This is a genomic window from Qipengyuania zhejiangensis (genome assembly GCF_035607565.1).
In the GTDB taxonomy this organism is placed as follows: Bacteria; Pseudomonadota; Alphaproteobacteria; order Sphingomonadales; family Sphingomonadaceae; genus Qipengyuania; species Qipengyuania zhejiangensis.
In genome coordinates, this window is record NZ_JAYKGO010000001.1 from 482,348 (window position 1) to 504,640 (window position 22,293).

Consider the following 22,293-nt stretch of genomic DNA (forward strand, 5'->3'; position numbering starts at 1 on the left):
ACCGATCCGCTGTCCGGCGAGGGGGGAATGCGAAGTCAGGCCTGAACCACTTTCTGTTCGATGGCGCCGAAGATCGAATGCCCGTCCGCATCCTTCATTTCGACCCGCACGGTATCGCCCGGCTGCATGAAGCGCGTGCTGGCTTCGCCCTTGTCGATGGTTTCGATCATGCGGATTTCCGCGATGCAGGAATATCCCAGACCGCCTTCGCTGACCGGCTTTCCAGCGCCGCCGTTTTCATCCTGATTGGAGACCGTACCCGATCCGATAATCGTCCCCGCACCGAGATCGCGTGTCTTGGCGGCATGGGCAACCAGTTGGGCAAGGTTGAACGTGGCATCGACGCCCGCGTTGGCCCGGCCGAACGCCTCGCCATTATAATCGACCATCAGCGGCAGGTGGATGACATTGCCCTGCCAGGCATCGCCCAGCTCGTCGGGCGTCACGGCCACGGGGCTGAACGCGCTTGCCGGTTTGGACTGGAAAAACCCGAAGCCCTTGGCAAGTTCGCCCGGGATCAACCCGCGCAAGGAAACATCGTTGACCAGCATGACCAGCTTGATGTGGCCGGCCGCCGTCTCTGCTGTCACGCCCATCGGCACGTCATCGGTGATGACCGCGATTTCCCCCTCCATGTCGCAGCCCCATGCGGTGTCCTTCAGGGGAATGTCGTCACGCGGGGCGAGGAATGTGTCGCTTCCACCCTGATACATCAGGGGGTCGTGATAGAAGCTTTCGGGCACTTCGGCACCGCGCGCTTTGCGCACCAGTTCCACGTGGTTGATATACGCCGATCCGTCGGCCCACTGGTAGGCACGCGGCAGGGGCGAATGGGCTTCGCGTTCGTGGAACCGCTCGCACGGCACCGCCTGGTGTTCGACATCGCGGTAAAGCGCGTCGAGCCGGGGCGCGACAGTGTCCCAGTCGTCGAGCGCGGCCTGCAGCGTGGGGGCAATGTTATCTGCGGCGCAATACCGGGTGAGGTCTTTCGACACGACCACCAGTTTGCCGTCGCGGGTTCCGTCCTTGAGCGTGGCTAGTTTCATGGTGGTCAGGTCCTTTCAGGAGAATCGGGCTGGTTGTCAGGGTGCGCGCGCTGGAATTCGGGCAGCGCGAGACACGCCGCCTCGATCCGCGTGATGTGCGGATGCGCGGAAAAATCGAACGCGAACTTGCGCGCGTTATACACTTGCGGAAGCAGGACCACCTCGAACAGACCCGGTGTATCGAACAGGAAATCGCCCGCTTGCAGCTGGGCAAGGCGTGCCTCCAGCGGGTCGAGCGTGCGGGCCAGCCAGTGGCGGTACCAGACGTCGATCTCGTCCTGCGAATGGCCCAGCGGATCGGCAAGATAGCGCAGCACCGGCAGGTTGTTCACGGCGTGAATTTCCGTCGCGACGGCATAGGCGAGTTCGCGGGCCGTATACCGGTCCTCGATGTCGCGCGGCAGAAGCGGCGGTAGCGGGTAGGCTTCTTCCAGCCATTCGATCAGCGCCATCGACTGCACCCGGTCACGCCCGTCGGCTTCGAGCATCGGGACGCTGCCGAAAGGGTTGCGCGTGGTGAAGGCTTCGCCCTTCTGTTCGGCTGTCCTCAGATCGACCGGCACGACATCATAGTCGAGCCGCTTGAGGTTGAGCGCGATGCGCAGGCGATAGCTGGTCGAACTGCGGAAATAGGCGAAGAGCTTCATCAGAACGCGGCGATCCCGGTGACCGCGCGACCAAGGATCAGGGCATGTACGTCATGCGTGCCTTCGTAGGTGTTGACGGTTTCCAGGTTCACCATGTGGCGGATCACCTGGTATTCGCCCGATATCCCGTTGCCGCCGTGCATGTCGCGGCTCTTGCGGGCAATATCGAGCGCCTTGCCGACATTGTTGCGCTTGACGATGCTGATCATCTCGGGCGCGAACTTGCCTTCGTCCATCAGGCGGCCGACGCGCAGCGAGCTTTGCAGGCCGAGCGAGATTTCGGTCATCATGTCGGCCAGCTTCAACTGGTACAGCTGCTTGGACGCCAGCGGCACACCGAACTGGAACCGGTCGAGACCATACTGGCGCGCAGCGTGCATACAGAATTCCGCAGCGCCCATTGCGCCCCAACTGATCCCGTAACGGGCGCGGTTGAGGCATCCGAACGGACCCTTGAGGCCCTGGACTTCCGGCAGAAGGGCGTCCGCGGGCAGCTTCACTTCGTCCATGACGATCATGCCGGTGGTGCTGGCGCGCAAGGACAGCTTGCCTTCGATCTTGGGGGCGGACAGCCCCTTCATGCCCTTGTCGAGAACGAAGCCGCGGATACCGCCGCCATGGGCTTCGCTTTTCGCCCAGACGACGAAAACATCGGCAAAGGGGGCGTTGGAGATCCAGGTCTTCGATCCGGAAATGATGTAGCCGTCGCCATCCTTTTTCGCCACGGTCTTCATGCCTGCCGGATCGGATCCGGCATCAGGCTCGGTCAGGCCGAAGCAGCCGATCAGCTTGCCGCTGGCGAGGCCGGGCAGATACTTGCGCTTCTGTTCTTCCGAACCGTAGGCGAGGATCGGATACATCACGAGGCTGGATTGCACGCTGGCCATCGAACGATAGCCGGAATCGACCCGTTCGATTTCGCGCGCGATCAGGCCATAGGCGACATAGGAAGCGCCGGCGCCGCCGTATTCTTCGGGGACCGTCGCGCCCAGAAGACCCGCTTCGCCCATCATCGGAAACAGTTCGGGATCGTCGATTTCCTTGGCGAAACCTTCGATTACCCGCGGCTGGAGTTCGCCCTGCGCGAAACTGTGCGCGGCGTCGCGGATCATCCGCTCTTCTTCCGTCAGCTGATCGTCGAGATTGAAGGGATCGTCCCACGCGAAAGGCACCATACCGGCCATGTGCTCTCCTTTGATATTGATCTGCCGATGGCAGGCTTGCGGACACTCCGCAAGGGGCCGTCAGGCAGTTCCCGCGTCTGCGGGGACCAACAACGCGTATCGGCTTTCGTCGCACATGCCTGTCACCCATTCGCCGCCGACCTTGAGCCAGGCGTGAAAACGCGGCCCCGCGTCAGCGGAGCGCGATGTGCCGAGAAACAGGGACGACCGGATGCCGCGCCGGTCCAGCATTCGCCGCGCGGCAAGCGCCTGGGGCAGGCAGTTGGGGTCGGTCGGAAGATTGCGCGCGGCACGCGCTATGGCGAGGCGAACGATGCGTATGGTGGTGAGGTTTGCCGCATCGATCCGATCGGGCTGGTCGTTGCCCGCCACCGCCCCGAAACGCGCCCGCCAACGGCGCGGGGGAACGAGCCGGACGAGCGCCTGCGCCACCGCGAGCGCGGCCAGGGCCTCGAAACTCGCGAGACGTTCGACGCTGTCGAGAGCGAGAAAGGTGCGTAACTTGGGCACGGTACACAGGCTACCATGGATCACGCCCGTGCCAATCGGAACATCGATTAGGGGCGCGGCCTCGGCATCCAAAACGTCAGTGGACGGCAAGCGCCTGCTGGAGCGCGGCGATCACTTCGGTCGGCGGGCAGGGCTTGGTAAGCGACTGGGCCTGAGGATACCGGCTTGCGAAGTCTTCCGAAATCACGCCACCCGAATGGAAGATGACGGGGACATTTTCGGCCATCATCTGTTCGGCAAGCGGGTACACGGTCCCATCGCCCAGAGTGACGTCGAGGATCGCGAGGTCCGGCTTGTTCGTTTCGTAGGCGAGCGTGGCCGACGACAAATCGTCGTAAGGGCCTTCGACGACATAGCCGGCCTCTTTGACCGTGTTGCACAAATCGAAACCGATTATCAGTTCATCTTCCGCCACAAGGACGCGCATTTTCTGCTGCATGGTACCTCTCCACCGACAGTCGACCCGAGAGATTCAACCGGAGGAAGAGGGATTCGTTCCGCAGTCAGGAAAGGCGGCCGTATTTCCCGGCGAAACCGGCATCGTCTCCAGCCGCCAGAAGCCTGGCCTGGCCGACCCAGTCGTCACGCCGGATGCGGCCTTCGAACCGGCCCAGCTTCGCGTCGATCCGGTCGATTTCGGAATCGTCCCATGCTGCCATCTGGGCAAAGGTCGTCACCCCGTTTTCGTTGAGGAGGCTTGCCAGTTTCGGGCCGAGACCCTTGATCCGCGTCAGGTCATCGCCCCCAGCGGCGGGCGCGATGTTCGCTGCGCCAACGGGCGCGGGGATCGGGCTGGTGGCTGGAATTTCGGGTGCGACGGGCGTGGCGGCGGGCGCCGCTGGCGCGGTATCGATCAGCGCCTTGTTGCGTTCGGCACGCGATGCGCCTTCGTCGAGCACGTCTCCGCCAGTGCCGGTAACGCGCGTACGCCGCGATGCGTTGAAGACGTACCAGGCAACCAGCAGGCCGACGACCAGCGCAGCCACGATGGCTGGCCAATAGGCGGTGAGCAATTCGGTCATTCGCTATCCCCTTGCGTATCGATTGTATCGCTGCGGCCCCAGACGACCCAGCCAAGACCCAGCCCGAAGCCATAGGCGGCGAGCATCATGGCCACCAATTCGAACCACACAGCCATGTCAGCGCGCTCCCGGGGTATCGATGGGGGTCGGGGTCAGCGGTTCGGTGCGGACCACTGCAAATTCGATCCTTCGGTTGGCCGGATCGCCGGGTGCCAGCCCTTCGACCGGTTCGGACGAACCCACGCCGCGGGCGCGGAGCCCGTCGCGCGGTATTCCGCGGCTGACCAGCGCCTCGCGAACGGCGCGCGCGCGCTCCATGCTCAATTCGATATTGCCCGGTTCGGTCCCCGAAGCATCGGTATGGCCGGTTATGGAGATGATCGAGCCAAGGCAGGGCCGAAGCGCGGCAGCAACTTCATCGAGCAACACCCGGCTGGCGGGCAACATCGCGCTGGACCCTTCTTCGAAGCGAACGGATCGTGTGCGAAGCAGGCCGTCGACATCTTCCTGGCAATGCAGCGGTTCGTAGGCTGGCGCATCGCTTTCGGCGCGCAATGTCCCGTCGCTCCATACCACCCCGCCCACGCCCGGGACGGCGGCGACAGCGCGGGCAACCCTGGCCCGGCTCGTTTCGTCCAGATTTTCGCCGCCGGTCAGAACGGGATGGCGCGATGGCGAGCCAGCCGGCCCGGCAAAGCGCGCGGTCACGCCTGTGCCACCGGCCTCGGCAATCGCCTTGGACGCCATGGAGCCCAGCGGGGCGACGAAATCGGTCGCGGTTGGCCCAGCAACGCCGTAACCGGCAACGGCGACGAGCATGGCTCCAGCGAATATGGCAAGGCCCGGACGGATCGGCATGGCCGCCTCTTAGCCGCCAGCCGACCCGCCTGCCAAGCGCCCTAGTCGAGGCTGTCCGCCGTCTTCACCAGCTGGATGAATTCCTGCCGCCAGAAGTCGCGCGGGCTGCCGGCGAGCGCCGTGATGCGGTCGTAATCGAAACCGGCCAGCAGCGGGTCGCCGCGCAGTTTCTGGCCGAAAGCCGCCACAGCGCTGGCGAAGGCGAAATCGCCGACCGGTGCGCGCGCGGTGCGCAGCGCGCTGGCGGGAAGCGTGTAGGTCAGCAATTTCGACACATCGCCGCCGGGCTTCTTGTAACGCAGCTTGATGTGCGCGGCTTCGGCCGCAAGCTGCAAGGCGCGTTCGTCGGGACGTGTTTCGTAGCGGCGTTCGCTGATCCATCCCCTGGCGCCTGCGGGCACCACTTCGTAGATCGCGGTTACCTGGTGGCCGGCACCGATATCGCCCGCATCGACGGCATCGTTGTCGAAATCCTCTTCACGCAGGAACCGGTTTTCGTACCCGACGAGCCGGTACTGGCTGACCACTGCGGGGTTGAATTCGACCTGGATCTTCACATCCTTGGCGATCGTGAAAAGGGTTGCGCCCATCTCGTCGCCCAACACTTTGCGGGCCTCGAGAGCGCTGTCGATATACGCGTAATTGCCGTTACCGTGATCGGCGACCTGTTCCATCATCGCATCGTTGAGGTTCCCACGCCCAAAGCCCAGCACGGTGAGCGTTGTGCCGCTGTCCCGTTTGGCCTCGATCAGTTCGATCAGGGCGTCCCGGTCGGATGTACCGACGTTGAAATCACCGTCGGTTGCCAGAATCACGCGGTTTACGCCGCCCTTGATCCGGTTGGCTTCGGCCACGCGGTAGGCGAGTTCGATGCCCGCTCCGCCCGCCGTGGAGCCGCCGGATTCCAACTGGTCGAGCACGTCCCTGATCTTGCGCTCGTCGTTCGTCGGCTCGAGCACGAGGCCCGCTGCACCGGCGTAAACGACGATCGAGATGCGATCCTTGTCGGTCAGTTGGCCCGCCAGCTGGCGCATGGCGGTCTTGACCAGGGGGAGCTTGTCGGGGCTCGACATCGAACCCGACACATCGAGCAGGAACACCAGGTTTGCCGGGGGGCGATCCTGCTTGGGCAGTTCGTACCCGGCCAACCCGATGCGGACGATCCGAGTATCGGAATTCCACGGCGAAACCGCGACATCGGTGTTGACGGTAAAGGGCTGTTCGCGATCGGCCGGACGATCGTAATCGTAGCGGAAGTAATTGATGAATTCTTCGGTTCGCACCGCGCCCTTGGGCGGAAGCTGCCCTTCGGAAATGAACCGCCGCGCGTTCGTATAGGCACCCGTATCGACATCGACCGAGAAGGTGGAAACCGGTTCGTTGGCCACCATCTTGACCGGGGAGACTTCCTCTCCGTGATACTGGTCCCGGCTGGGCTGCGTGGGCACGAACACCGGGGGGAAATACCGGTAACTGGTGTCGATGACGGTCTGGCCGGTCGCCTCGTCGACGACCCTTTCCGGCGCGGCCACGATCATTGGCGCAACCGATTCATACATCGGTGCCTTGACCCTGGATCCGGTCACCACGACGGCCTGCGTTGACAGGGTCGGAGGGGGCGGTGGCGGTGGCGGCGGCGGTGGCGGGGGTGCATTCCCGTCCTGCGACGTGGCCTTTCCACTTGTCAGGACGATTTCCTCGCCCTGGCTCGAAGCGCATCCTGCAATCAATGCGGCCAACGCGCAGGCGGTGGCGATCTTGGTCATTCTCATCGGCAAACCTCCCCAACATGTCTGTGATACACAGTTACATCATCAGGGCGTGAACGCCGACTGAACGTGCCGTGACAGGGACAAACCGATCAGTCTTGGTCCGACGGATCCTTGTCGACATTGCGGCGGAACAGGACCCTGTCCTCGGGTCCGAATCCGCGGTGCCAGATCACGAAACCATAGACGAGGAGAATGGCGGGGACACCGAAGGCAAGTTCGGCCCATTCCGGCAGGCGCGTCGCCAGCCAGCCCACCAGCACCGCTGGCGCGGTTGCATAGACCAGCGCCCAGCGGAAGTTGTTGATCGTCTGGCCCAGGAAACGGGACAGGACGAAGGCCTTCACAAGGCTGGCGGTCCCCAGCGCAAGGGCCAATGCAATTGCAGCGGCGGCGGCCTTGTACGGTTCGCCGTAACCGCCTGCGACCATGGCCTGGATGAAGATTACCGTGAGTACACCCTGCAGCGCGATGGTACCGATGGAGATCCACAGGTTCTTGACCCGCGCCACGTAAATAAGGACCGCTTCGGATACGACCGCGGTGGCGGCCACCACTTCGGCGATAAGAAGAAAGGCAAGGGCCCCGGTGCCGCCGACAAATTCCGGCCCAACCAGTCCCATCACCGCTTCGCCCGGCACGCCCAGCGCCAGAGCGATGCCGGCCTGCATGGCGACGATCCAGAACCCCACCTGGCAAACCTGTTTGGCAATCGCGTCGTAGTTCCTGGTCTTGAGGTTCTTCGTGATGACCGGACCCAGGATCGGCTCGAAACTGGTCTTGAGCTTTTGCGGCAAGCTGGCGACCTGTTGGGCGATGTAATACACGCCAACAGCCGTCGGCGCGGCAAACAGGCCGAGGATGAAGATATCCAGTCGGCGCGTGCCCCATTCGATCGCATCGGCGGTTGCCAGCGGCAATGCACGCGCGGTCATCCGGGCCATGTAAACGGGGTGCGGACGCCAGCCGCGCGGGCGGCCATAGCTGCGGAAGAACGCCCACAGCCCTACGGCCAGACCGGCATAGATCGACACGAGGTAGGCCAGCGCGAGGCCGGACTGGCTGGTTTGCGGCAGGAACCAGAAAACCCCGGCCATGATCGAAATCGTCCAGGGTTCCACCACGGCGCGCGCGCGCACGGTGGTGGCAATGTCATACCGATATGCCTGGGCAGCCAGCACGATCTCGGTCAGCGCGTAACCGGGGATCGCGAAAACGATCAGCCGATCGAATTCGGTAAACTCGCCGCTGGGAAACAGCGGTGCCGGTACGAACCAGAAGAACGCGGCGGCAAGTCCTGAAAACAATAGCGCCAGCAGCATCCCGTCATAGACGAGGTTTGCCGGATGCGCTTCCTCTCCGTCGGCAAGCCGCTGCGCCAGACCGCGTTTTTCGCCCATTGCGCAAACCAGTGCGACCAGTTCCACCACGACCAGCGCGGATGCAAACCGCCCCAGCGCTTCTGGTCCGTAAAGGCGCCCGGCAATGAACAGGAAGGGCAGGCGCGCCAGCAGGCGCAGCAGGAAACCGATGAAATTCTGCCTGCCACCCTTGGCCAGTGCGGTCATGTCTTCGTCGGATTGGGCTGCTGTCACGCAGCGCTCTCCTGTTCGGCGCGCAGGGGGCGCGACAACAGGCCCGACACGGTCGTGTGCGGATCGTCGCCCTTGATGAGGCCGTAAACGGCAGTCACGATGGGCATTGCGACACCGTGGCGCGCCGCCAGTTCGACCAGTACCGGAGCGGTGTGCGCGCCTTCGGCAACAGTGCGCCGGTCGGCCATCAGCTCCGCCGCGCTCTGCCCTTCGCCAAGGGCCTTGCCGAGCGAAAAATTGCGGCTCGATGTGGACGAACAGGTCAGCACGAGATCGCCAAGGCCGCACAGGCCGGCGAGCGTTTCCGTGCGGGCGCCCAGCACTTCGCCGAACCGCAGCATTTCGGCATATCCGCGCGCAATGAGCGCGGCGCGGGCGTTCTGGCCAAGGCCCAGCCCCTCGACCACGCCGCACGCGATGGCGAGCACGTTCTTCACCGCTCCGCCGATTTCCGCGCCGGTCACATCGTCGGAGAAATACGGTCGGAAAGTCGGGCGCGCGACGACGGGGGAAATCCGCTCCCATTGCTCCTCGCCGCCGCCGCAGGCCAGGGTTACCGCGGTGGGCAGACCGGCCGCGACTTCATGGGCGAACGTGGGGCCGGAAAGGACGGCGATGGCGCTGCCGGGGGCCGCATCGCGGGCCACATGGTTCATCAACCGACCGCTGCCTGCCTCTATGCCCTTGGAACACAGAACCAGATCGCGCGGATGCGAAGGCATGGACTCGAGAACACGGCCCATGTGCTGGGCCGGGGTAACCACCAGAAGGGTATCGAGCGCCGCCATTTCGGTCAGGTCGCCGGTTGCATGGATGCTGGGTGCCAGACTGGCCGATGGCAGGAACAGCGTGTTCGTGTGGCTGGCGTTGATTTCCGCCACCAGTTCGTCCTCGCGCGCCCAGATCAGCACATCGCGGCCGTCGCTGGCGAGCATCTGGGCAAGGGCCGTTCCCCACGCGCCTGCACCAAGAACACCGACGCGGCTCATGCCTTGACCCCTGCGCCGCGCACGGGTTCAGCCCCGGGATCGAGGGGCCAGCGCGGACGTGCCGAAATGTCCAGCGGGTCGGGCGCGAACGTGGGCATCGCCAGGCGTTCGATGCCCGCCCACGCGATCATCGCCGCGTTGTCGGTGCACAGTTTCGGCGGGGGCGCAGCGAAAAGCATGGAATGGTCCTGCGCCAGCGTTTCGAGCGCGGCGCGTACGGTTGCGTTCGCCGCAACCCCGCCTGCGACAACCAGCGTGTCGACGTCGTCCATCCGGGAAAGCGCGATATGCAACCGGTCGGTTACGCAATCGACGGCTGCCTGTTGAAAGCTGGCCGCGATATCGGCGGCACCATATTTGCCGCTGTCATGGGCGCGCAGGACCGCGCTTTTCAAACCGGCAAACGAGAAATGCGGTTCCCCGCTGCCCACCATCGGGCGGGGCAGGGGCACAGCCTTGGGATCGCCTTCCTTCGCCGCCTGTTCGACCGCGGGTCCGCCGGGGAAGCCCAGCCCCAGTATCTTTGCCGTCTTGTCGAACGCTTCGCCCAGCGCATCGTCGATGGTCGTGGCAAAGCGGCGGTATTGCCCCACGCCGTCGACCCGCAGGATCTGGCAATGGCCGCCGGAAACCAGCAGCAGGGCATAGGGAAAAGCGATTCGCGGGTCCGCAAGGCGCGGGCTCAACGCGTGGCCTTCAAGATGGTTGATCGCGATAAGCGGCGTATCGCTTGCCATGGCCAGCGCTTTTGCCGTCACCAGTCCAACCATGACGCCGCCGATCAGGCCCGGCCCGGCCGTCGCTGCGATCGCGTCGCATTCGGCCAGTGTCACGCCTGCATCGGACAGAACGCCTTCGATCATCGGGGCGAGCCGTTCGGCGTGGGCGCGTGCGGCGATTTCGGGGACGACGCCGCCATAGGGCGCGTGATCCGCGTCCTGCGACGCGATGCGCTGCGCGACAATACGGCGGTCGCTGTCCACCAGCGCCGCTGCGGTTTCATCGCAGGAACTTTCGATGCCGAGCACAAGGGCCATGGCGCTTTCCCTTAACGCGCTGGGCCGCTAGAGCAAGGAAACGCTATGCCGGCCTCCCCACTCATTCGCCTCGGAACCCGCCAGTCACCGCTTGCCATGGCGCAGGCGCACGAGACGCGCGCACGCTTGTGCGCCGCTCACGGATGGGACGAAGCGGCGGTCGAACTGGTCCCCGTGGTGGCCAGCGGCGACAAGATACAGGATCGCCCCCTGGCCGAAATCGGGGGCAAGGCGCTGTGGACGCGCGAACTGGATTTCTGGTTGGTCGAAGGCCGCATCGATGCCGCTGTGCATTCGATGAAGGACGTGGAAACCCTGCGGCCCCAAGCGATCGCCATTGCCGCGATCCTGCCGCGCGCCGACAAGGCCGACAGGCTGCTGGGCGCAGCGTCCATCGCCGAGATACCGCACGGCGCGCGTGTCGGCACAAGCGCGCCGCGCCGCGCCGCACAATTGCTACACCTGAGGCCCGATCTCGCCGTGGTGGGCATTCGCGGCAATGTGGCGACGCGGATGGCCAAGCTGGCTGCCGGGGAAGCCGATGCCACCTTCCTGGCAGCCGCCGGTCTGGACCGGTTGGGCGAAGACGCGGTCGGCGTTCGCCTCGCCCCCGAAGACTGGTTACCCGCGCCCGCACAGGCTGCGATCGGCATCGAATGCCGCACGGGGGATGACCGGACCCGTGATTACCTCTCCGCAATCAACCATCCACCCAGCCATGCCGAAGTGATGGCAGAACGCCGCCTGCTGGAAGGGCTGGGGGGCGGGTGCAGCAGTCCGATCGCCGCACTGAGCGACACGGCTGGCGGAAGCATCCATCTGCGCGCCGCGATCTTCAGCCCTGACGGGAAGGTGCGGATTGGTGACGAAGCCCGCTTCGAGGCTGGCGATACGCAGGCACCGCTTGATCTGGCGCGCGCCTTGCTGAACGAGTCTCCGCCTGAAATTACCGCGCATTTCGGATCAGTCCCATGAAACCGCTGTTTCTGTTCCGGCCCGAACCGGGATGGACCCTGTCGGCCCAGACTGCCCGGGCGATGGGACTGGATGTGCACGGTGCACCGCTGTTTTCCGTCGAACCGGTCCCTTGGGACGCGCCCGATCCGGCGGATTTCGGCGGGATTCTGGTCGGCAGCGCAAATGTGTTTCGTCACGGCGGGGCTGGGCTGAAGACTTTGCAGCGCCTCCCCGTCCATGCCGTCGGACAGGCGACCGCCGATGCGGCACGAGGCGCGGGCTTCATCGTCGGGCAAACCGGTTCAGGCGGGTTGCAGCGTGTTGTCGATGCACTGGACGGGCGCGAAATACGGCTGCTTCGGCTTGCGGGCGAAGACCGTGTCGCCTTGTCCGCCCCTGATGGCATCGCAATCGAAACACGGGTTGTCTATCGCGCCATCCCCAGGCCGCTGGCGGGCGAGGGCGTGGAAAAACTGCGAATTGGCGGGGTTGCTGCGCTGCATTCGGGCGCGGCGGCGGTGCGCCTGGCTGCCGAATGCGATCTGAACAGGATCGACCGGTCGCTCGTCGATATTGCCGCGATTGGTCCCCGGGTCGCCGAGATGGCCGGTGAAGGGTGGCGTTCCGTTCACATTGCAGACGGGACGGGCGACAGCGAGCTACTGGCCTTGGCGAAATCTTTGTGCCAAAACTTGTGAACGAGAAAAGGATGCATCGGGCAAACCGGTGCCCGTGGTCGCAGAACGGAACTCGATGAACGAATATACCAGCACCAGACGCAAAGGTCCGTCGATGCGGCCCGTACTCGTTGCTGTGCTTGCGTCTTTCCTGCTCGGCAGTGCCGTCGCGGGCTATCTTGTCTACCGGATGACGGATGACGGCGATGCCGCATCGACCGCGACCGGCGAACCGCAGGCGATTGCCGCCAGCCCGTCCGCATCCCCGCGCCCCACGCCAAGCGCGACCGCAAGCGAAGCGGCGCAAAAGGCGGTCCAGCGGGTCGAAGAAACGCAGGGCGGCATCGACCAGCGCCTCGCCGCTGCCGAGCAACGTCTTTCGCGCCTGGACCTCCAGGCCCAGGCTGCCGCCGGCAACGCCGCGCGCGCCGAAGGCCTGCTGATCGCTTTCGCCACCCGGCGGGCGCTGGAAAAGGGCGCAGAACTGGGGTTTCTCGCAGACCAGCTGCGGTTGCGGTTCGGTGATGCCATGCCCAATGCCGTGGATACCATCATCCGCACCAGCCGCGACCCGATTACGCTCGACCAGTTGATCGCCCGCCTCGAAGGTCTGTCGCCGCGCCTTTCCGAACCCACCGAACAGGCGGGTTTCGAACGGTTTCGCGAAGAATTGTCCCAATTGTTCGTGATCCGCCGCGAAAGCGCGCCATCGCCGCAGCCCCAGCGCCGCCTTGAACGCGCGCGCCTGTTCCTCGAAAGCGGCCGGACCGAAGCGGCCATTGCCGAAGTGAAGAACCTGCCGGGTGCCACGAACGCCGAAGGCTGGATCCGCGATGCCGAACGCTATGCAGCGGCGCAGCGTGCGCTCGATCTGATTGAAACGTCCGCAGTTCTCGAACCGCGCCGCCTGCGTGACGGGCTGGGCAACCGGATCGAGCAGCCTAGCCCGGCGGAAGAATAAGCGTCAGGCCTTGAGCATTTCGGGCAGCTTGCCCGATACGCCGCGCGCTTCGTCCATGAAGAACCGCTTGAGCCAGCCCGATCGCTGGACCCCGGCCATGCCAAAGCGGCGGATTGCGCTCGCGGCCTTGCCGGGCACCCCGAACAGGCGGGTCAGGCCATCCGTCGCGCCCATCACCATGATCGCATCCAGCGCGCGCCACTCTTCGTATTTCCTGAGCACCTGCGCATCGCCCAAATCGAGGCCGAGCCGCATGGCTTCGTCCAGCACTTCCACCAGCGCACCCACATCGCGCAGGCCCAGGTTCAGGCCCTGACCCGCAATCGGGTGCATCCCGTGCGCGCTGTCCCCGACCAGCGCCAGCCGGTCACCCACGATACGGGCAGTGTGCTGGAAGCTGAGCGGCCATGACGAGCGCGGGCTGTTGAGCGTTAGTTCGCCGAGAATATCGCCCATGCGCTTGTGCACTTCGGCAAGAAACGCACGATCCGAAAGCTTGAGCACGCCGGCGGCGTCCTTTTCATCGACGGTCCATACCAGAGCGCTGCGATGCTGGCCCTGCGGCCCGTCGATCATTGGCAGCAAGGCAAAGGGCCCGTCAGGGTAGAAGATTTCCCAGGCGACGTTTTCATGCGATTTGGAGTGGTCCAGACCGGCGATCATCGCGCGGTGGCTGTAATCCCAGCTGGCCATCTTGAGACCCGCTTCCTCGCGCGTGGGCGACCGGCGGCCTTCGGCCCCCACCATCAGCGCCGCTTTCAGAACGGTGCCGTCTGCCAGAGTGGCCGATACGCCGAATTCGCCCCGCTCACGCGAAACGACTTCGACAGGGGCGTGCCACGCGATCAGCGGTTCCTTCGCGGCGGCTTCGTGCAGCGCCAGGCGCAACTGCCGGTTCGCGAACATCCGGCCCAGCGTGCCTTCGTGCGGTTCGGGACGAAAATCAAGGCGGCCCGGTTTCATCTGGTCGAGTACGGCGATTGCCGCGATATCGCAGCCATGCGGTTCGAGCGTTTCTTCAACGCCGATGTTGCGAAACAGGCGCCAGCTTGCCGTCGATATGGCCGAAGCGCGCCCATCGAAGTTTTCGGACGTCAGGTCGGCGGGGTCGGCCCGGTCGACCAGATGGCTGGAGATACCCTTTTTGGCGGCGGCAAGCGCTAGGGTCATTCCCACCAGGCCACCGCCCAGGATCAGCAGGTCTCGCTTGTCGTCCATAGGCCGTGTCTCTAGATGCACGGGCATGAGCGAGGCAAGGACAATGGTGCGCGGCTGGTCGCTTGCGTTCGCGATGCTGGCGCTGGCGTGCGCGGCGTTGTGGGCTGCGGCGGTAACCGCCCAACCCGGCGGCGTCGGCGATACGAACATCCGCGCCGAGATTTTTGCCGATACACCGCGCATCGCCGATGACGGCAGCGAAACACTGACACTCGCTCTCCACTTCACCCCGGTTTCGGACGAATGGCACGGCTATTGGTCGAATCCGGGCGATGCCGGGCTGGGCATGGAGGTCGAATGGTCCTGGCCGCAGGAATGGTTCGGCCAGGCTTTGTATCCGATGCCCCGCACGCTGGTGATCGGCGACCTGATGAACCATGTGTTCGAAGGCGAATATGCCGTGCTGGTGCCGGTCACGATTCCCGCAGGCGTGGACAGGAACGATCTTGGCCCCCTTCGCGGGACGGCCGAATACCTTGCCTGCACAGACACGATCTGTGTGCCCCAGCGTGCCGAGTTGAGCCTGACCGCCGACCGATACGCAGCCCCGCAGTTCGACAGTTGGCGCGCACGCATCGTGCCCCCGCTCGACAGTCGGGCGGGTTTCGAATTCAAGGGTGACAGGCTGCGGATCGGCATCCCCTTGCCTGCGGCCAGCGATCTGGGGCAACCGCATGTTTTCATTGCCACCAGTGAAATCGGTGCGGGTCAGCAGGTGGTGTATTCGGGCGTGCAGACTTTCCTTCGCGAAGGCGATCTGCTGGTTGCCGAAATTCCGATCCGCGATTTCGATGTGCCGGCCACGGGGCCGATGAAGGCCATGCCGCGTCCCGAAGCGGTCGAAGGGCTGATCGACCTTGGCGATGGACGCGGGGTCCGGTTCACAGCCTACCCCGCGGACGTGCCGCTTGAAGGGGTGAAGCCAATCCGGGGCGGAGCGGTGCCCGATCTTCTGCCGTTGCTGCTGGGGGCACTGGTCGGCGGATTGCTGCTGAATATCATGCCGTGCGTTTTTCCGATCCTCAGCCTGAAGGCGATTGCGCTGGCGAAGGCGGGGGGGGATCAGCACGCGGCCCGCGCCGATGCGTTGGCGTATACCGCGGGGATCGTGATCGCGTGCTCGGGGCTTGGCATCGCGATCCTCCTGCTTCGGTCGGCAGGCGAACAGGTGGGATGGGCGTTCCAGTTGCAAAGCCCAACGGTCGTCGTCGGCCTGTTCCTGGTGGCTTTGGCGATTACCGCCAATTTCCTTGGCCTTTACGAGGTTCCCGGAATGGCGATTTCCGGGCGCGGCCCGTCGCGCGGCGGATCGTTCACGACCGGGTTGCTGGCCGCCTTCGTCGCCACCCCGTGCACAGGCCCGTTCATGGCGCTCGCGCTGGGTGCGGCGCTGGTAATTCCTCCGCTTTATGGCCTGATGGTGTTCGTCGCGTTGGGGATCGGCCTTGCCTTGCCGTTCCTGGCCGTGGGGTTCGTGCCGTCGATCCGCAATCGGCTCCCCCGCCCCGGTCCGTGGATGGAGCGGTTCCGGCGGTGGATGGCCGTGCCGATGGGGCTGACGGCCCTTGCGTTGCTGTGGCTGGTCTGGCGCATCGGGGGCGTGAATTTCCTGTTCATCGTCGGCCTTCTCGGGGCGGTGCTGGTGATGTGGCTGTTCCTGGCGGGCAAACTCCAGCGCAAGGGTCGTGCGGGGCCGGTTCTCGTCGCCCTCGGGCTGGCCGTGGCCGCCGCGCTGGTTTTCCTGCCCCAGCCGCAGGAACAGGCCCGCGCATCGGCAAGTCTGCTCGCGCCTGTTCCCTATAGCGAGGCGGCGCTGTCCCGTGCGCGCGCATCGGGCAAGCCGGTGTTCGTGTGGTTTACCGCCGATTGGTGCGTAACCTGCAAGGTCAACGAAAGCGTCGCGATCGAACGCGAAGCGACCAAGGCCGCATTCGGGGACGCCGGGGTGGTTGCCTTGCGCGCCGACTGGACGTTGCGTGATGAGGAGATTTCGCGCGCGTTGACCCGTCAGGGGGCAGCAGGGGTGCCGTTATACCTGTGGTATGAACCCGGCGCGGACGCCGAACAGCTTCCGCAGGTCCTTACGCCGGATCTTCTGGTGCAGAAGGCCCTGGCGTCGGCTCGACGTTCGGCTGCGCCCGGCAGTTCTCCACCAGTTCCCCCGGAAGCGCGCTAGCGTTCAGGATGATGCTGCCCGCACCGGGAACCGTGGCTTCGACATCGCGCGTGCCCGTCAATGCGTCGAGGCCCTGAATATCGGCTTCGACAGATCCCTGCCACAGCCACGCATCGTTGACCTGCACGGCGTCGATCTTGAACCGGGCCACGTGGCCGTTGCCGATCAATGCCAGCAAGGCCTTGGCGTGCGGATCGGCCGCCGCAAACCGGGTGTAGGCGATGCGCGGCCCGGCTGCGTCGTCAACGCACTCGATCGCGAACAGCGGGCGTTCCCCCGGTTTGCCGTAGAGCAGGCGCGTGTCCTTGCCCCCCGGTGCCCAGATCGCCCCGGTGGTATCGGGGGACGTGATGGGCTGCGATGCGCCTTCGCCGGACTGGGCGATGCGCGAACGTTCGACATATTCATCCGATGCAGGCGGCTGGCAGGCCGCCAATGCAACGAAGGGTAACAGGGTGAAAACGGATGCGCGAGCCATCCGTGCGCTATGGCACAGCCGCGCCGCCATTCAAGCTACCCGCATCGACTGTCCTCAGCGGGATCGAATGAAGGTGCGAATATCGCTGGAAAGCTTGGCCCGATCCTCGTCGCGGATATACATCATGTGGCCCGCACCATAATAATGGAACTCGACCCGGTCCTGCGGAATGCCGATGCGATTGAGGGAATATTCCGCCCCGAAGAACGGTGTGGCAAAATCGTAATATCCTTGGCCGACGAACGTTCGCAGGCCCGAATTTTCGCGCATGGCGGTGCCGATATAGGGCGCGACATTGAGATAGGCGCCGCGGAATTGGCCTTCCAGCGACCATTCCCAGCTGCGCCCCGGCTCGCGCCCGATGGACTGGTATTCGCGCTTGGTTTCGAAGCCCAGCGTATCGCGCGCCCAGGCGTTGATCGCAGCGGTATATCCTGCGTCGATGCCGTAAAAACTGGGGTCGTTGTCGGGCGTTTCGCCGGCCGCATCGTAATCGCGCCCGGTGTATCGGGAATCGAGGCGGCCGATGGTTTGCCCGCGGTCGCGCAACAATTCCTTGTAGAACCGCTGGTCGGTAACGCGCAGTTCCGCCCGGTCGAGATACTCTTCCGAAAGACCGGTCAATCGCGAAAGTTCCGCCCGCACGGTGGCGCGTTCGGCGGCGGGCAGATCCTGCCCCTTCATCAACGCCGCGGCGTATGGACCGATGGCGAATTCGCGTGCCTGCTGGGCAATCGCTTCCACCGAAGGGGCTTCGGCTTTCCCGTGGAACCACGCAGCCGTGGCCATGTTCGGCAAGGTCATCACGTAAGCCATTTCGTTGCCCGGCGTGGGTTCGCGGGCTGCGAAGTCCAGGATCGTGGAAATCAGGACAAATCCGTTCAGGGCGACATCGTTGTAGGTGCCGCCTTCCAGTTCGTTTGCCAGAGCGGCCGTGCGGGTCGTCCCATAGCTTTCCCCGCCGACATACTTCGGGCTGTTCCAGCGCCCGTTTTCGTTGATCCACCGGCGAATGACCTGCCCGACTGCGCGGGCATCGGCGTTTATGCCGTAATAGCTGGCCGGATCGGTCCCGGGCGTCAGGTAACTGAAACCGGTGCCCGGAGGGTCGATGAAGACCAGATCGGCAACATCGAGCAGGCTGTCAGGATTGTCGACCAGCGGGTAGGGCGGGGCGCCATCGTCCCGCGCGTCCGACGGGATGGCCACGCGCTTGGGTCCGAAAGCGCCCATCTGTAGCCACACCGACCCCGAACCCGGCCCACCGTTGAAAATAAAGAAAACCGGGCGTGACTTGTCGAGGGGCTGCTTCACATAACTGGTGGTGACGATGACCGCTTCGGGCTTGTCGTCGCCGGAGGTCAGGACCGTTTCGCCGATCGTTGCCCGGTAGGAGATGCGCTGGCCGCCAAACGTGCCGACAAGGTCGCGCACGCGCACCTGCGGATCGATCGTGATTGCGGATTTCGTTTCGGTGGCTTGCCCTTTGTCCTGCGCGAAAAGCGGTGCGGAAAGGGCGAGTGCGGCTGTGGCGGCAAGAAGGCGAAGTGTCATGATTCCCTCTATGGCAAAGCCACGCGTTAACGCAAACGGGCGCTGGAGGCGGCGATGCGGCAGTTTTCAACGAAGTCGAGGAAATCGGTAAATCCATCCGGCGTGGGCAAGTGCCCGTTTTGCATTTCGCGCAGGCATGGATTCGTGTCGGCGCTTTCGCGGCCCAGCCGGTCCATGAATTGCCCCACGTATGCCGCGTTGCCCGGGTCGTGCCGGCCATACTCAATGGCGATCGGGGGCGCGTTGCGGATGCGCCAGACACGCGGGCTCTGCGCGCCGGATAACAACCCCACGCCGGCCCAGCCGTTGAGCGATCCTTCGGCCCAGGCGACGGACAGGAAATAGGCGCCGCGCGACAGGCCCGCCGCCTGCCGTCCTGCAAAAGGTCCGTGTGGCTGCTGCAGGGTATCGATCCAGCGATCGAGCGAACGCATCTGCCTGGCCGCATCGCGCACAGGCCAGCAAAACCAGTCGCGGTTCCGGTCCTCCAGCCCTTCGCACCGGTCTTCGCGGGCAAGCGGAACCAGCAACGCCATGCGGTGGGCAGCGGCCCAGCGCGAAAGCGCGTCCAGATACCCGGTCTGGCGCTCTATCCCGATCGGATCGCCGCGTTGCATCGCGTGAAAATAGACCAGCAATCGCGCAGGGTTGGGGCCATCTTGGGGCGCGGGCTGGAAATAGTATGCGCGACCGGCCCGCTCAAACCGCTCCAGTTCGGGCGCGGCAAACGCCGGCATCGCCGCAAGGGCGGATGCCAACGCCAGGAGAAACGCGGCTAGCCGCCCCATTTCCGCTGGGACTTGCCGTAGCGTGTCTTGCGCGTGCCCGGCTTTCCTTCGTTGCTGCGACCGACAAGCGGGGCCTTCTTGTCGCTATCTGCAAGACCAAGCTCGTCATTTTCCAACCGCCGTATCTCGTCACGCAGACGGCCCGCTTCTTCGAATTCCAGATCGGCGGCTGCGTTGCGCATGCGCTTTTCCAGATCCTCGATATAGACGCGCAGGTTGTGACCCACGAGGTTGTTGCGTTCATCGTCGCCGGTGCCCACCGTGACACCGTCCTGCGATGCGGTGTGGGCGACGATGTCCGCGATCTGGCGCTTGATCGTGGTCGGCGTGATGCCGTGTTCTTCGTTGTAGGCGCGCTGCTTTTCGCGGCGACGGTCGGTTTCCGCCATGGCGCGTTCCATGCTTCCGGTTACCCGGTCCGCATACAGGATTACCCGCCCGTCGACGTTGCGCGCGGCGCGCCCGATGGTCTGGATAAGGCTGGTTTCGGACCGCAGGAACCCTTCCTTGTCAGCATCGAGGATCGCCACCAGCCCGCATTCGGGGATGTCGAGGCCTTCGCGCAGCAGGTTGATACCCACCAGCACGTCATAGACGCCCAGCCGCAAATCGCGGATCAACTCGATACGTTCCAGCGTCTCGACGTCGGAGTGCATGTACCGCACGCGCACGCCGGCTTCGTGCATGAATTCGGTCAGGTCTTCGGCCATACGCTTGGTCAGCGTGGTGACAAGGGTGCGATAACCCTGCGCCGCAACCTTCTTGCATTCCTCGATGCAGTCCTGAACCTGGTCCTCGACCGGCTTGATCTGGACCGGCGGGTCGATCAGCCCGGTCGGGCGAATGACCTGTTCGGCAAACACACCCCCGGTCTGCTCCATCTCCCAATTGCCCGGTGTGGCCGAAACGGCGAATGTCTGCGGACGCATGGCGTCCCATTCGTTGAACCGCAGCGGCCTGTTGTCGATACAGGACGGCAGGCGAAAGCCGTATTCCGCCAGCGTGATCTTGCGCCGGTGGTCGCCCTTGGCCATCGCGCCGATCTGCGGCACGGTCTGGTGGCTTTCATCGACAAACAGCAGGGCGTTTTCGGGCAGATATTCGAACAAGGTCGGCGGCGGTTCGCCGGGCAGGCGGCCGGTCAGGAAGCGGCTGTAATTCTCGATGCCCGCGCACGATCCGGTGGCAGCAATCATCTCAAGGTCGAAATTCGTACGCTGCTCCAGCCGCTGGGCTTCGAGCAGGCGGCCTTCTTCGTGCAGTTCCTTCAGGCGTTCGGTCAGCTCGAACTTGATGGCCTCGCTCGCCTGTTTCATCGTCGGGCCGGGCGTGACGTAGTGCGAATTGGCGTAAACGCGCACCTTGTCGAGACTGGCGCCCTTCTTGCCGGTCAACGGATCGAATTCGCTGATTTCCTCGATATCGTCACCGAAGAAGCTGATGCGCCACGCCATGTCCTCGTAATGCGAAGGGAAGATTTCCAGGCTGTCGCCGCGCACGCGGAAATTGCCGCGGGAAAATCCGGCGTCGTTGCGCTTGTATTGCAGGGCAACCAGCTTGCGGATCAACTCTCGCTGATCGACCGTTTCGTCCTTCTTGATATCGAAGATCATGGCCGAATAGGTTTCGACCGAGCCAATACCATAGAGGCAGGACACCGATGCCACGATGATTACGTCGTCGCGCTCCAGCAAGGCGCGGGTGGCCGAGTGGCGCATCCGGTCGATCGCCTCGTTTACGGAGCTTTCTTTCTCGATATAGGTATCGGACCGCGGGACGTATGCTTCGGGCTGGTAGTAATCGTAGTAGCTGACGAAATACTCCACCGCGTTTTCGGGGAAGAAGCTCTTGAATTCGCCATAGAGCTGGGCGGCGAGGATCTTGTTCGGCGCAAGGATCAGCGCCGGACGTTGCATCGATTCGATGACCTTGGCCATGGTGAAGGTTTTGCCCGAGCCAGTGACGCCCAGCAGAACCTGCGTCTGGTCACCTTGTTCGGCTGCGCCGACCAGTTCGGCAATCGCGGTGGGCTGGTCGCCAGCCGGTTCATAGTCGCTGACCAGCTTGAACGGCCTGCCGCCCATCGATTTTTCCGGCCTTGCCGGCTTGTGGGGCACGAAATCCCCGGTTGTATCGGGTTCTTCCAGACCGCGGCGGATGACGAGTTCGCTCATGTGCGCACATATGGGGAACGCGGCGGCAGCCTGCAACGGCGTCTTGCGGTTGCCACCGGGGCTGCTAGCCTTCGGGCCTATCCAAGGGAGCAAGATCTATGCGCATGATTTTCCTGGCAGGCGCCGCTGCACTGTCGCTTTCGGCCTGCGGTTCGGACGGCGCGGATGCCGACGGCGACGGCACCATTTCGAACGAGGAAGTGGCCGAGGCTGCGCGTGACATGGTCAAGCCACTGGCGGGCCAGTACCGCGCAACCACCGAACTGGTTTCGTTCGAGGCACCCGGCGCACCGCCCGAAGCGGTTGAGATGATGCGCGGCGCGATGAGCCGCAGCTTCGAATATTGCATGAGCCAGGAAGACGCCGACAAGGGGTTCGAGGAAATGGCCCGCGAATCGCAGGACGACAGCTGCAAGTTCGAAAAATTCGACGTCGACGGCGGATCGATCGATGCCGTCATGGCGTGTTCGGGCGGAAGCGGTGAGGAGATGCGGATGACCATGCAAGGAAACGGCACACCGACTGGATCCGACATGACCATGACCATGCAGGGCACGATACCCGGTCAGGGCGAAGGCAAGATGGTCATGAACACCAAACACGAACGCATCGGTGACTGCGACGCCAGCGTGACAAACTAATTCGCGGGACCG

The 22,293-nt window shown here is 64.3% G+C and carries 21 protein-coding genes; 5 read left to right on the forward strand and 16 right to left on the reverse strand.

Going from position 1 to position 22,293, the window contains the following annotated elements:
- Window positions 1–35 precede the first annotated feature (35 nt).
- From VR863_RS02305 to tsaD, 11 genes are all read right to left on the reverse strand, one after another.
- The gene (locus VR863_RS02305; RefSeq protein ID WP_324826813.1) at window positions 36–1,046 is read right to left on the reverse strand and encodes a fumarylacetoacetate hydrolase family protein; all 1,011 of its coding nucleotides are present in this window, start codon (window positions 1,044–1,046) and stop codon (window positions 36–38) included.
- A 5-nt stretch (window positions 1,047–1,051) separates the two neighbouring features.
- Window positions 1,052–1,693 (reverse strand): maleylacetoacetate isomerase, encoded by a 642-nt coding sequence (gene maiA, locus VR863_RS02310; protein ID WP_324826814.1) that lies wholly within the window; start codon window positions 1,691–1,693, stop codon window positions 1,052–1,054.
- The gene (locus tag VR863_RS02315; protein ID WP_324826815.1) at window positions 1,693–2,877 is read right to left on the reverse strand and encodes an acyl-CoA dehydrogenase; all 1,185 of its coding nucleotides are present in this window, start codon (window positions 2,875–2,877) and stop codon (window positions 1,693–1,695) included. The genes maiA and VR863_RS02315 overlap by 1 nt, the downstream gene beginning before the upstream one ends.
- Window positions 2,878–2,937: 60 nt before the next feature.
- Window positions 2,938–3,387 (reverse strand): lasso peptide biosynthesis B2 protein, encoded by a 450-nt coding sequence (locus tag VR863_RS02320; protein WP_324826816.1) that lies wholly within the window; start codon window positions 3,385–3,387, stop codon window positions 2,938–2,940.
- 76 nt (window positions 3,388–3,463) lie between these two features.
- Entirely contained in the window at window positions 3,464–3,826 is a 363-nt protein-coding gene (locus VR863_RS02325; protein WP_324826817.1) for a response regulator, read from the reverse strand.
- A 64-nt stretch (window positions 3,827–3,890) separates the two neighbouring features.
- Window positions 3,891–4,409 carry a helix-hairpin-helix domain-containing protein gene (locus tag VR863_RS02330; protein WP_324826818.1) on the reverse strand — a complete coding sequence of 173 codons (519 nt, stop codon included), beginning with the start codon at window positions 4,407–4,409 and terminating at the stop codon, window positions 3,891–3,893.
- 117 nt (window positions 4,410–4,526) lie between these two features.
- Entirely contained in the window at window positions 4,527–5,267 is a 741-nt protein-coding gene (locus VR863_RS02335) for an OmpA family protein (protein ID WP_324826819.1), read from the reverse strand.
- Window positions 5,268–5,308: 41 nt separating this feature from the next.
- Window positions 5,309–7,033 carry a vWA domain-containing protein gene (locus tag VR863_RS02340; protein WP_324826820.1) on the reverse strand — a complete coding sequence of 575 codons (1,725 nt, stop codon included), beginning with the start codon at window positions 7,031–7,033 and terminating at the stop codon, window positions 5,309–5,311.
- A gap of 95 nt (window positions 7,034–7,128) precedes the next feature.
- A complete protein-coding gene (locus VR863_RS02345) occupies window positions 7,129–8,604 on the reverse strand; it encodes a lipopolysaccharide biosynthesis protein (protein WP_324827558.1) in 1,476 nt (491 codons plus the stop codon).
- Window positions 8,605–8,627: 23 nt separating this feature from the next.
- Window positions 8,628–9,620 carry an NAD(P)H-dependent glycerol-3-phosphate dehydrogenase gene (locus VR863_RS02350; RefSeq protein ID WP_324826821.1) on the reverse strand — a complete coding sequence of 331 codons (993 nt, stop codon included), beginning with the start codon at window positions 9,618–9,620 and terminating at the stop codon, window positions 8,628–8,630.
- Window positions 9,617–10,657 carry a tRNA (adenosine(37)-N6)-threonylcarbamoyltransferase complex transferase subunit TsaD gene (gene tsaD, locus VR863_RS02355; protein ID WP_324826822.1) on the reverse strand — a complete coding sequence of 347 codons (1,041 nt, stop codon included), beginning with the start codon at window positions 10,655–10,657 and terminating at the stop codon, window positions 9,617–9,619. The genes VR863_RS02350 and tsaD overlap by 4 nt, the downstream gene beginning before the upstream one ends.
- Window positions 10,658–10,702: 45 nt before the next feature.
- Between tsaD and hemC the strand changes: the two genes are divergently transcribed.
- Genes hemC through VR863_RS02370 form a run of 3 tightly spaced genes read left to right on the forward strand, consistent with a single transcriptional unit; the run spans window position 10,703 to window position 13,252 of the window.
- A complete protein-coding gene (gene hemC / locus VR863_RS02360) occupies window positions 10,703–11,632 on the forward strand; it encodes a hydroxymethylbilane synthase (protein ID WP_324826823.1) in 930 nt (309 codons plus the stop codon).
- A complete protein-coding gene (locus tag VR863_RS02365) occupies window positions 11,629–12,312 on the forward strand; it encodes a uroporphyrinogen-III synthase (RefSeq protein WP_324826824.1) in 684 nt (227 codons plus the stop codon). The genes hemC and VR863_RS02365 overlap by 4 nt, the downstream gene beginning before the upstream one ends.
- 55 nt (window positions 12,313–12,367) lie before the next feature.
- On the forward strand, window positions 12,368–13,252 hold the full coding sequence (locus VR863_RS02370; RefSeq protein ID WP_324826825.1) for a hypothetical protein: 885 nt from the start codon (window positions 12,368–12,370) through the stop codon (window positions 13,250–13,252).
- A gap of 3 nt (window positions 13,253–13,255) precedes the next feature.
- Here the strand turns inward: VR863_RS02370 and VR863_RS02375 are convergent, their stop codons facing one another.
- On the reverse strand, window positions 13,256–14,470 hold the full coding sequence (locus VR863_RS02375; protein WP_324826826.1) for an FAD-dependent monooxygenase: 1,215 nt from the start codon (window positions 14,468–14,470) through the stop codon (window positions 13,256–13,258).
- Window positions 14,471–14,495: 25 nt separating this feature from the next.
- On the opposite strand from VR863_RS02375, the gene VR863_RS02380 reads away from it, so the two are divergent.
- The gene (locus tag VR863_RS02380) at window positions 14,496–16,646 is read left to right on the forward strand and encodes a protein-disulfide reductase DsbD family protein (protein WP_324826827.1); all 2,151 of its coding nucleotides are present in this window, start codon (window positions 14,496–14,498) and stop codon (window positions 16,644–16,646) included.
- Here VR863_RS02380 and VR863_RS02385 read toward each other — a convergent pair.
- The 4 genes from VR863_RS02385 to uvrB are packed head-to-tail and all read right to left on the reverse strand — an operon-like array spanning window position 16,552 to window position 21,640.
- On the reverse strand, window positions 16,552–17,124 hold the full coding sequence (locus tag VR863_RS02385) for a hypothetical protein (RefSeq protein WP_324826828.1): 573 nt from the start codon (window positions 17,122–17,124) through the stop codon (window positions 16,552–16,554). The genes VR863_RS02380 and VR863_RS02385 overlap by 95 nt on opposite strands.
- Window positions 17,125–17,178: 54 nt before the next feature.
- Window positions 17,179–18,678, reverse strand: a complete 1,500-nt coding sequence (locus VR863_RS02390) for a S10 family peptidase (RefSeq protein WP_324826829.1) — start codon at window positions 18,676–18,678, stop codon at window positions 17,179–17,181.
- A 26-nt stretch (window positions 18,679–18,704) separates the two neighbouring features.
- Window positions 18,705–19,466, reverse strand: a complete 762-nt coding sequence (locus VR863_RS02395; protein ID WP_324826830.1) for a hypothetical protein — start codon at window positions 19,464–19,466, stop codon at window positions 18,705–18,707.
- Window positions 19,454–21,640, reverse strand: a complete 2,187-nt coding sequence (uvrB, locus tag VR863_RS02400) for an excinuclease ABC subunit UvrB (RefSeq protein WP_324826831.1) — start codon at window positions 21,638–21,640, stop codon at window positions 19,454–19,456. Before uvrB ends, VR863_RS02395 begins: the two co-directional genes overlap by 13 nt.
- A gap of 98 nt (window positions 21,641–21,738) precedes the next feature.
- On the opposite strand from uvrB, the gene VR863_RS02405 reads away from it, so the two are divergent.
- Window positions 21,739–22,281 (forward strand): DUF3617 domain-containing protein, encoded by a 543-nt coding sequence (locus VR863_RS02405; RefSeq protein WP_324826832.1) that lies wholly within the window; start codon window positions 21,739–21,741, stop codon window positions 22,279–22,281.
- Window positions 22,282–22,293 lie beyond the last annotated feature (12 nt).

Excerpts from the sequence above, each read along its gene's own strand:
- VR863_RS02305 (WP_324826813.1), bottom strand. The coding sequence starts at position 1,046 with ATGAAACTAGCCACGCTCAAGGACGGAACCCGCGACGGCAAACTGGTG.
- maiA (WP_324826814.1), bottom strand. The coding sequence starts at position 1,693 with ATGAAGCTCTTCGCCTATTTCCGCAGTTCGACCAGCTATCGCCTGCGC.
- VR863_RS02315 (WP_324826815.1), bottom strand. The coding sequence starts at position 2,877 with ATGGCCGGTATGGTGCCTTTCGCGTGGGACGATCCCTTCAATCTCGAC.
- VR863_RS02325 (WP_324826817.1), bottom strand. The coding sequence starts at position 3,826 with ATGCAGCAGAAAATGCGCGTCCTTGTGGCGGAAGATGAACTGATAATC.
- VR863_RS02330 (WP_324826818.1), bottom strand. The coding sequence starts at position 4,409 with ATGACCGAATTGCTCACCGCCTATTGGCCAGCCATCGTGGCTGCGCTG.
- VR863_RS02335 (WP_324826819.1), bottom strand. The coding sequence starts at position 5,267 with ATGCCGATCCGTCCGGGCCTTGCCATATTCGCTGGAGCCATGCTCGTC.
- VR863_RS02340 (WP_324826820.1), bottom strand. The coding sequence starts at position 7,033 with ATGACCAAGATCGCCACCGCCTGCGCGTTGGCCGCATTGATTGCAGGA.
- VR863_RS02345 (WP_324827558.1), bottom strand. The coding sequence starts at position 8,604 with ATGACCGCACTGGCCAAGGGTGGCAGGCAGAATTTCATCGGTTTCCTG.
- VR863_RS02350 (WP_324826821.1), bottom strand. The coding sequence starts at position 9,620 with ATGAGCCGCGTCGGTGTTCTTGGTGCAGGCGCGTGGGGAACGGCCCTT.
- tsaD (WP_324826822.1), bottom strand. The coding sequence starts at position 10,657 with ATGGCCCTTGTGCTCGGCATCGAAAGTTCCTGCGATGAAACCGCAGCG.
- hemC (WP_324826823.1), top strand. The coding sequence starts at position 10,703 with ATGCCGGCCTCCCCACTCATTCGCCTCGGAACCCGCCAGTCACCGCTT.
- VR863_RS02365 (WP_324826824.1), top strand. The coding sequence starts at position 11,629 with ATGAAACCGCTGTTTCTGTTCCGGCCCGAACCGGGATGGACCCTGTCG.
- VR863_RS02370 (WP_324826825.1), top strand. The coding sequence starts at position 12,368 with ATGAACGAATATACCAGCACCAGACGCAAAGGTCCGTCGATGCGGCCC.
- VR863_RS02375 (WP_324826826.1), bottom strand. The coding sequence starts at position 14,470 with ATGGACGACAAGCGAGACCTGCTGATCCTGGGCGGTGGCCTGGTGGGA.
- VR863_RS02380 (WP_324826827.1), top strand. The coding sequence starts at position 14,496 with ATGAGCGAGGCAAGGACAATGGTGCGCGGCTGGTCGCTTGCGTTCGCG.
- VR863_RS02385 (WP_324826828.1), bottom strand. The coding sequence starts at position 17,124 with ATGGCTCGCGCATCCGTTTTCACCCTGTTACCCTTCGTTGCATTGGCG.
- VR863_RS02390 (WP_324826829.1), bottom strand. The coding sequence starts at position 18,678 with ATGACACTTCGCCTTCTTGCCGCCACAGCCGCACTCGCCCTTTCCGCA.
- VR863_RS02395 (WP_324826830.1), bottom strand. The coding sequence starts at position 19,466 with ATGGGGCGGCTAGCCGCGTTTCTCCTGGCGTTGGCATCCGCCCTTGCG.
- uvrB (WP_324826831.1), bottom strand. The coding sequence starts at position 21,640 with ATGAGCGAACTCGTCATCCGCCGCGGTCTGGAAGAACCCGATACAACC.
- VR863_RS02405 (WP_324826832.1), top strand. The coding sequence starts at position 21,739 with ATGCGCATGATTTTCCTGGCAGGCGCCGCTGCACTGTCGCTTTCGGCC.